Source organism: Actinokineospora sp. PR83, assembly GCF_021056305.1.
Taxonomy (GTDB): domain Bacteria; phylum Actinomycetota; class Actinomycetes; order Mycobacteriales; family Pseudonocardiaceae; genus Actinokineospora; species Actinokineospora spheciospongiae.
Map to the genome: position 1 here is coordinate 97903 of NZ_JAJCXD010000015.1, position 8755 is coordinate 106657.

General features: G+C 73.4%; 7 protein-coding genes. 6 read left to right on the forward strand and 1 reads right to left on the reverse strand.

Annotation, left to right across the window (positions count from 1 at the left end; all coding sequences use genetic code 11):
* The 6 genes from L6E12_RS05175 to L6E12_RS05200 all read left to right on the forward strand — a co-directional run bounded on the left by L6E12_RS05175 (nt 1) and on the right by L6E12_RS05200 (nt 7022).
* On the forward strand, nt 1-936 hold the full coding sequence (locus tag L6E12_RS05175; RefSeq protein ID WP_236226720.1) for a chlorinating enzyme: 936 nt from the start codon (nt 1-3) through the stop codon (nt 934-936).
* A complete protein-coding gene (locus L6E12_RS05180; RefSeq protein WP_236226721.1) occupies nt 933-2027 on the forward strand; it encodes an alpha/beta fold hydrolase in 1095 nt (364 codons plus the stop codon). Before L6E12_RS05175 ends, L6E12_RS05180 begins: the two co-directional genes overlap by 4 nt.
* The gene (locus L6E12_RS05185; protein WP_236226722.1) at nt 2024-3244 is read left to right on the forward strand and encodes an FkbM family methyltransferase; all 1221 of its coding nucleotides are present in this window, start codon (nt 2024-2026) and stop codon (nt 3242-3244) included. The genes L6E12_RS05180 and L6E12_RS05185 overlap by 4 nt, the downstream gene beginning before the upstream one ends.
* Nucleotides 3241-4380 carry an acyl-CoA dehydrogenase family protein gene (locus L6E12_RS05190; protein ID WP_236226723.1) on the forward strand — a complete coding sequence of 380 codons (1140 nt, stop codon included), beginning with the start codon at nt 3241-3243 and terminating at the stop codon, nt 4378-4380. Before L6E12_RS05185 ends, L6E12_RS05190 begins: the two co-directional genes overlap by 4 nt.
* A gap of 134 nt (nt 4381-4514) precedes the next feature.
* Nucleotides 4515-5003 carry an anthrone oxygenase family protein gene (locus tag L6E12_RS05195; RefSeq protein WP_236226724.1) on the forward strand — a complete coding sequence of 163 codons (489 nt, stop codon included), beginning with the start codon at nt 4515-4517 and terminating at the stop codon, nt 5001-5003.
* Between the two features lie 234 nt (nt 5004-5237).
* Nucleotides 5238-7022 (forward strand): non-ribosomal peptide synthetase, encoded by a 1785-nt coding sequence (locus L6E12_RS05200; RefSeq protein WP_236226725.1) that lies wholly within the window; start codon nt 5238-5240, stop codon nt 7020-7022.
* A 151-nt stretch (nt 7023-7173) separates the two neighbouring features.
* Here the strand turns inward: L6E12_RS05200 and L6E12_RS05205 are convergent.
* On the reverse strand, nt 7174-8755 hold a 1582-nt coding region (locus L6E12_RS05205), incomplete at its 5' end, for a CocE/NonD family hydrolase (RefSeq protein WP_236226726.1).

The following is an 8755-nucleotide window of genomic DNA, read 5'->3' on the forward strand; positions in this document are numbered from 1 at the left end:
GTGACCGAATTCCCGCTCACCCCCGACGAATTGGCCGGGTTCCAGGAGAACGGCTTCGCCGGTCCGTTCCCGCTCTACGAGCACGACGAGATCACCCGGGCCTGGCGCCGCGAGCGCATCCGGCTGATGGACCGCTCCGACGCGGTCTACCAGGACGAGGCGGCCAAGTCCGGCGCCACGAACATCGCCAACTACGACCGCCACCTGGACAACGCGTTCCTCGCCGACCACATCTGCTCACCGCAGATCGTCGACCGGGTCAGCAGCATCCTCGGCCCGGACGTGCTGTGCTGGCGCACCGAGTTCTTCCCCAAGTACCCCGGTGACGAGGGCACCGACTGGCACCAGGCCGACACCTTCGCCAACGCCTCGGGCACCCCGCAGATCCTGTGGCCCAACGGGTCCGACTTCGGCGGCACCATCACCGTGTGGTGCGCCTTCACCGACGCCATGGTCGACACCGGCTGCCTCCAGTTCATCCCCGGCACCCACCGGAGCATGAACTACGACGAGACCAAGCGGATGCACTACGACCCCGAGCAGACCACGAACGTGGAGAAGGACGGTGTGCGGCGCGGGTTCTTCGGCTACGACTACCGCGAGCTCCAGATCGACCCGGACTGGAAGCCCGACGAGTCACAGGCCCGGTCGATGGAGATGCCCGCGGGCCAGTTCATCGTGTTCTGGTCGACGCTGATGCACGCCTCGCACCCGCACAGCGGCCTGAGCAAGCAGATGCGGCTGGGCTTCGCCGCCCGGTACGTGCCGACCTCGGTGCGGATCTACCCCGACACCGCGCGCATCGAGGAGTACGGCGGGCAGGTCAGCCTGGAGCGCTACGGGGCGGTGCTGGTCAGCGGGGAGAACACCTACGACCACAACCGGATCGCCACCGAGACGACCCTGGGCCACCCGTTCCCCACCCGCCGCCGGTGACGGCCCGCGCGGCGGTCGCGGACGTCGCCCCGCTGCTGCTGGCCCTGGACCCGCCGCAGCGGGTGGCGCTGCCCACCGCCGCCGCGCCGGTGCTCTCCGCGCTCACCGACGCCCTGGGCCTGCCCGGGGTGTCGGTGGTGCCGGACGTGGCGGGGCTGTCGGCGGCGGAGCTGGTCATCACCGCCCGGCTGTCCCGGGTGGACTGGTCGGAGCCGGTGGGGTCGGTGGCGCCGCTGCCGGTCCCCGCCGTCGTGCCCGCCGCCGACGGCGTGCCGCTGCGCTGCCACCTGTCCGGGCCCGCCGACGCGGCGCCGGTGGTGGTCGTGTCGGCGTGCGGGATGCCGGTGGGGCTGATCTCCCGCTGGCTCGACCGGCTCTCCCGCGAGCACCGGGTGCTCACCTGGGACTCGCGCGGGCTGTTCACCCCGGAGTTCGACGACGACGCCACCGGTGTCGACACCCAGGCGGCCGACCTGGTCACCCTGCTCGACGCGCACGGCATGACCGGCGCGCACCTGGTCGGCCTGTGCGGGGGCGCCCCGATCGCGCTGGCCGCCGCCGCGCGCACCGACCGGGTCGGCTCGCTGAGCCTGTGGCACGGCGACTACGAACTGGGGGAGGCGGCGCCCAAGACCGCCCACCAGCGCGACGTCCAGGCGCTGATGACCATGGCGGGCCGGTCCAGGGCGAAGGCGGCGTCGCTGCACGGGCTGTTCCGCCGACCGCAGGTCCTGGCGACGCTGCGCGCCGACATCGCCCACCACCTGTACTACCCGTACGCCACGCCGGAGCTGCTGTACCGCTACGGCGCGCTCAACGGGGCGATCATGACCACCGACTGCCGCCCGCCTGCCGCGGCCGTCGCGCAGCCGACCCTGGTCGTCACCAGCGGCGCCGACACCACCGCGCACCCGGCCGGGTCGCGGTACATCGCCACCGCCCTGCCGAACGCCGCCCTGGTCGAGTTCCCCACCGGTGACCACCTGTCCGCCTTCGACGCGGGCGAGGACCTGCTCACCCTCGCCACCGGCTTCATCGCCGACCCCGACCCCCGCCGCCACCGCGACCAGAAAGCCCCGGAGCCGAGATGACCGAGCACCCCGCCGTCAGCGCCGCCGTCGTCCGCGGCGGCACCGCCTACGTCGTCCCCGACCCGGTGCGCGCCCCGCTGCCGCACCGGGCGCTGGGCACCGCCCTGCCGGACCCGCTGGCCTGGCACGAGCCGGTGCCGGGGTTCCCGGTCGCCGGGATCAACCGCACCGAGACCGAGTTCCTGCACCGGGAGGTCTGGGCGGACAACGCCTACCTGCGGCACGGGATCGCCCTGCCCGACGGTGCCGTGGTGGTCGACGCGGGCGCCAACATCGGCATGTTCAGCCTGTTCGCCGCCGCGCACAGCCCCGGCGCGACGATCATCGCCGTGGAGCCGCTGCCGGAGGCCGCGGCGGCCGTCGCGGCGAACGCGGCGCTGCACGGGGCCGACGTCACCGTGGTCACCGCCGCGGTCGGCGACCGGGCGGGCGAGGCGGAGTTCACCTTCTACCCCGGCAACACCGTCATGTCCGGCCGCTTCGCCGACGCCGCGGAGGACCGCGCGGTGCTGCACGCCTACCTGGCCACCGGGGGCACCGACTCCGACCTGACCGGGCTCGTCGCCGACCGGATGGCCCCGGTGGGGCGGCGGGTGCCGGTCACGACGCTGTCGGCGGTGATCGGCGAGCGGACCGTCGACCTGCTCAAGCTGGACGTGGAGAAGGCCGAGGAGGAGGCGCTCGCGGGCATCGACGACGCCACCTGGCCGCGCATCCGGCAGATCGCCGTCGAGGTGCACGACCTCGACGGCCGCCTGCGGCGGACCCTGGACCTGCTGGCGGACAAGGGGTTCAGCACCGCCCACGACCAGGACCCCCGGCTGGTCGACACCCCGTGCCACACCGTCTACGGCCGCAGGCCCGACGCCCGCCCCGGCAACGGGGTCACCTGGGCGCCGCCGCCGGACCTGGCGGCGGAACTGGGCGTGGACCGGGTCGTGTTCGTCCGCTCCCTGGACGAGGTGCCCGAGGGGGAAGCGGGTTCGCGGACCCCGGCCGCGGCCGTGCTGGCCGAGGTGTGGGCGGGCCTGTTCGGCGCCGAGGCCGTGCACCCCGACGCCGACTTCTTCGCCCTCGGCGGCAACTCCCTCACCGCCGTCCGGCTCATCGCCCAGGTCGAGGACCGCCTCGGCGAGGACGTGCTGGCCCCGGACACGGTCTTCACCGCCACCCGCCTCGCCGACCTGACCGCGGCGCTGGAGGACGCCGTCCGATGACCCCGCGCTCGGTGCACCTGACCCCGGCCCACGAGGAGTTCCGCGCCGAGGTGCGGGCCACCCTCGCCGCGCACGTCCTCCCGCACCTGCCCGACTGGGAGCGCGCCCGCGCCATCCCCCGCGACGCCTGGCAGCGGCTCGGGTCGTGGGGCTACCTGGGGTTGCTGCACACCACCGACGACCTGTTCCGCTCGGTGGTGCTGCTGGAGGAGCTGGGCCGCACCGGGTACAGCGGGTTCCGGGCGGCGGTGGCCGTGCACTCCCACATGGCCACCCACTACCTCGCCGCGCACGGGTCGGCCGCGCTCAAGGACCGGTACCTCACCCCCGCCATCGCGGGCACGGCGGTCGCGGCGCTGGCCGTCACCGAACCGCAGGCGGGTTCGGACCTCAACGCGCTGGCCGTCACCGCCACCCCCGACGGCGACGACCTCCTGCTCGACGGCACCAAGTCCATGATCACCAACGGCACCACCGCGGACTTCCTGGTCGTCGCCGCGCGCACCGGGCAGGCCCGCACCGGTCCCACCGGTGTGTCCCTGGTCGTCGTCGAGACCGCCACCCCCGGCGTCGAGGCGACCCCGCAGGAGAAACCCGGCTGGCACAGCGCGGCCACCGCCGAACTCCGCTTCACCGCCGCCCGCGTCCCCGCCTCGAACGTGATCGGCAAGCGCGACAGCGGCTTCTACTACCTCATGCGCGGCTTCCAGCTCGAACGCCTGGTCGCCGCCACCCTCGCCCTCGGCGGCGTCGAGCACTGCCTGGACACCACCCGCGACCACCTGCGCACCCGGCACGCCTTCGGCGCCCCGCTGGCGAGCAGGCAGGCACCCCGCCACACCATCGCCGACCTGACCACCCGGCTGCACGCCGCCCGCCACCTGACCTACGACGCGGTCTGGCGGCTGGCGGGCGGCGACCTCCCGGTGACCGAGGCGTCCATGGCCAAGCTGCTCGCCACCGAACTGGCCTGCGAGGTCGCCGACCGGTGCCTGCAACTGCACGGCTCGCACGGCTACGCGGCCGACTCCCCCGTGGCCAGGGCGCACGCCGAGGCCAGGGCCGCCACCATGGCCGCGGGACCGAGCGAGGTGATGCGCGACCTCATCGCCGCCGCCCTGCTCGACCACCCCTGACCCGGGTGGGTGAACCGCGAGACGCAGGCTTACAGACCCGCGCTTGTCGCGTATGGACCCGGTCGGCGGCGACCGGTTGAATACGGGTGGAAAGTCCGATCTGTAGTTCTCGCCACCCAGGGGGTGCTTGAGTCGTGGAAACCGTCCGAGTGGTGTTGCTGGTGCTCACCACGATCACCATGGGAATCGTCGCCGGGCTGTTCTTCGGCTTCTCCATCTCGGTCATGATCGGGTTGCGCGGCACCGACGACCGCACCTTCATCGACGTGATGGCCCGGATCAACTCCGCCATCCTCAACGGCTGGTTCATGTTCTGCTACGTCGGCTCCGTCCTGTTCGGAATCGCCGCGATCGCGCTTCACTGGGGCGAGCGGGCGGTCCTGCTGCCGCTGGTGCTGGCCTTCGGCGCGTACTTCATCTCGTTCATGCTCACCGGCCGCTTCAACGTCCCGCTCAACGACATGCTGGACAAGACCGTCAAGCGCGGCAACATCACCGACCCGGCGGGGGTCCGCACCCGCTACGAGGGCCCGTGGACGCGCTGGAACCACATCCGCTCGGTGTTCAACATCGCCGCGGTGGCGTTCATGTGCTGGTCGCTGCTGGCGGCGGGTTCGGCCTGAGCACCAGCTCCCCGCGAAGCCCCGCTCCCGACGTGGAGCGGGGCTTCGCGCTTTCCCGGGCATCCGCACGTGCAGAAGTGACGTACCACCAACGGTGGTTGACGACGACCCACCCCCCGGCCACCATGAACCCCACCCCGCACCACGTCTTCGCTCGACCGTCGAGGAAAGCCTTCCGCCACAGCGCAAATCCGTGGCCGGGCGCCCGGATTCCGCTCCAGCGCAGGAGAACCGATGTCGAACGCCGAACCCCCGGCCCAGTGGGAACACCGGCGGGCGCAGCCACCGCCCGCGCGGGCGCGGTCGCTGGCGGAGGCGTTCCGGCTCGCGGTCGCCGAACACCCCGACCGCGTCGCGGTGACGGCGGACGACGGCGAGCTGACCTACCGCGACCTGGCCGCCAGGGCGGAGCGGGTGGCGGCGGCCCTGCGCGCGGCGGGCGTCGGCGCGGACACGCCGGTGCCGCTGATCGCCGACCCGGGCCTGGACCTGGTGGTCGGCCTGGTCGCGGCGACGCTGTCCGGCGGCGCGTACGTGCCGGTCGACCCCGCCGTGCCGGAGCTGCGCATCCGCTGGCTGGTGGCCGACTGCGCCGCCCAGGTGGTCCTGGCCACCACCCGCACCGCGGGCTTCGCCCCCGACGTCCCCGCGGTCCTCGTGGACGACCCGGACGAGGTGGCCGACCCCGCCCCGCCCGCCCAGGTCGCGGGCACCGACCTCGCCTACGTCATGCACACGTCCGGCCCCACGGGCGTGCTGGTCGAACACCGCAGTGTGCTGCACCTGTTCACCGCCACCGACCACTGGTTCGGGTTCGACGCCGACGACGTCTGGCCCCTGCTGCACTCGGTGGGCTTCGACTCCTCTGTCTGGGAGCTGTGGGGCGCCCTGCTGCACGGCGGCAGGCTGGTCGTCGTCCCCCGCGCGGTGGCCCGCGACGCGCGGCGCCTGCACGCGCTGGTCACCGCCGAGTCCGTCACCGTGCTCAACCAGACCCCCACGGCGTTCCGCCACTTCCAGGCCGCGGGCCCGACCCCGCCCAGCCTGCGCGCGGTCGTCCTCGGCGGCGAACCCCTGGACGTGGGAACCCTGCGCCCCTGGTTCGCCCGCCACGGCGACACCGGCCCCCAGCTCGCCACCACGTACGGCAGCACCGAGACGACCGTGCTCGCCTCCTACCACCGGCTCACCACCGCCGACCTGGACTCGCCGTCGGTGAGCCCGATCGGCCGCCCGCTGCCGGGCCTCGCCTTCCACCTGGCGGGCGAGGAGCTGTTCATCAGCGGCCCCGGCGTGGCCCGCGGCTACCTGAACCGGGCCGCCCGCACCGCCCGCCGCTTCGTGGTCCGAGACGGCGAGCGCACCTTCCGCACCGGCGACCGCGTCCGCCCCCTCCCCGACGGCGGCTTCGCCTGGCTGGGCCGCACCGACGACCAGCTCACCGTCCGCGGTCACCGCGTGGAACCGGCGGAGGTCGAGGCGGTGGTCAACCAGCACCCCGAGGTGGAAGCCTGCCTGGTCACCACCACCGCCACCGCGGGCGACCCGGAACTGACCGCCTACGTGGTCCCCCCACCGGGCGTGACCGGCGACCCGGTCTGGTGGGAGCGGCTGCGCTTGGAGGTCGCGGGCCGGGTGGCCGAGGCCCTCCCCCACCACCTGCGCCCCCACCGCTACCTCCCGGTCGCCGAACTCCCCCGAACCCGCGACGGCGAGGTCGACCGCGCCAACCCCGGCCACACCACCACCCAGCACCTGCTCACCCAACTCTGGCGCGAAGCCCTCGAAACCCGGGACACCCCCACCCTCACCGACGACTTCGCCACCCTCGGCGGCACCCGCGATTCCCTGCGCCGCCTGCTGTGCAGGGTCGAACACCACTTCGGCATCACCCTGCCCCCCGAGACCACCACCGCCGACCCCGACGAGATCACCATCGCCACCCTCGCCGCCGACATCGACGCCCGCACCCTGGCCCCACCCCGCTCCCAGGACCGAGCCCACAACCACGCCGACTGACCCCGGCGGGCGGGCGCCCCGGGCGCTCCCGACCACCGAACCGGTCGCCCGCGGCCCCGAACACCGCGGGCGACCGCCCGGACCCGACCAGCCCCCGATCCAGGCGGTCGAGCCCCATCGGCCCAGGAGGCCGAACCTCAGCCCGCAGACCTCAAGCGGGAGGGGTTTCCGCGAACGCGTCCACGGGTGCCAGCGGGATCTCCACGAGCGACCCGCCCGGCCCCCACTTGATCCCGTAGACCCCGCCGAGCTGGTTGAGCAGGTCCAGCGGCGTGGACAGCAGCCGGGGCGTGTCGGCGCTGGACACGGTCACCCGCAGCCGGTGCCCGGCCTCGATCCGCGCCACCGTCGTGGGCACCTCAATGTCGTAGCGCACGCGGGAGAACACCGGCACCGGCTGCGCTGCCTCCCGGGTGAACGGGTGGTAGGGCAGCAGGTAGTTCCCGTCCGGCGCCCGCCAGCTCTGCGCCTCGTCCACCGCCCGCTGAGACCCCAGCAGCGACCCGCTGCTCACCGGCGTGGACACCCCGTTCGGCGCGACGGTGGAGACGGTCACGGCGAACTGCGTGTCCGCCCGGCTGGCCGTGGCCACGATCGACGCCGACATCGGCCCGGCGATCACCTGCGGCGTGCTGAACGGCTCGGTCGTATAGGTCTGCCCCAGCAGCGGCAACTGGGTGAGGTTGTCGTTGTGCGCGCACGGCGGCGGAATCCGCAACGCGTTGAACACCGCGACCAGCCCACCGGCGGTCGCCTGGTCCAGCCCCCGGTTGCAGGGCACGGCGGCGGGCGTGTAGATGATCGTGTCGGAGCCGGACGTGGTCGAGGCGGTGGTGGACAGCCCCCCGTTGGCGCGCGGGTAGAGCGCGGTGGGCGTGGCCTGCGGGAACGGGAAGTGCGTCGCCCCCACCCACCGGTCGGTGCCGACCTCGTTGAGCCGCAGCGTCGGCCCGCCGATCCCGGTGTCGAGGCCCTTGAGGTAGTGGTCGAACCACTGCAACCGCAACCGGTCCACGTCGATCCCGGTCCCGACGGTGACGTGGTGCCACGGCCCCATCGTCAACCGGTACCGGGGGTCCACGGCCTGGTCCGGCCGCATCGGCTGCCCGGCCCGCCCACCCGCCGCGATCGACTGGAGGTCGTTGTAGAGGTGGAGCTGACCGCGCTCGAACACGTCGTCCCAGCCGCCCATCATCTGGATGGGCACCCCGGAGCGGACCACGTCGTCGAGCACACCGCGCGGACTGCGCGCCTGCCAGTAGGCCCCGTCGTAGACGAGTTCACCGTCGGTCGTGCCCTGCAGGAGGGTGCTGACGTGGAAGGTCAGCAGCCCCGCCACCCGCTGCAACAGCACCACCAGCAGGTCCGGGTTGCCCGCCGTGACCGCGTTGACCAATTGCATGAACCCGGTGAGGGCCAGGTAGACCACGTTGGACGCAGCCCCGAAGTTCCCGCCGGGAAACACCATGTCACGGTAGGGATCGATGCTGGGCACCATCGGGAACATCGCCTTCACCGGCGATCCCGGCCCCAACTCGGCGACGGTGAAGAACTGGTTGATGGCCATGTACGAGGCCCCGTCCAGCCCCACGACCCCGCTGGAGTTCGGCAGCGCGGCGGCCCACCGAACGAGCGCCGCACCGTCCTGGGCCTCCCGCTGCCCGAGGAAGTCCCAGGTCCCCTGCGACCCCCCGGTCCCCCTCACGTCGACGATCACGTTGATGTACCCGCGC

Coding starts and splice junctions, on each gene's coding strand:
- L6E12_RS05185 (WP_236226722.1), top strand. CDS start 2,024: ATGACCGAGCACCCCGCCGTCAGCGCCGCCGTCGTCCGCGGCGGCACC.
- L6E12_RS05190 (WP_236226723.1), top strand. CDS start 3,241: ATGACCCCGCGCTCGGTGCACCTGACCCCGGCCCACGAGGAGTTCCGC.
- L6E12_RS05200 (WP_236226725.1), top strand. CDS start 5,238: ATGTCGAACGCCGAACCCCCGGCCCAGTGGGAACACCGGCGGGCGCAG.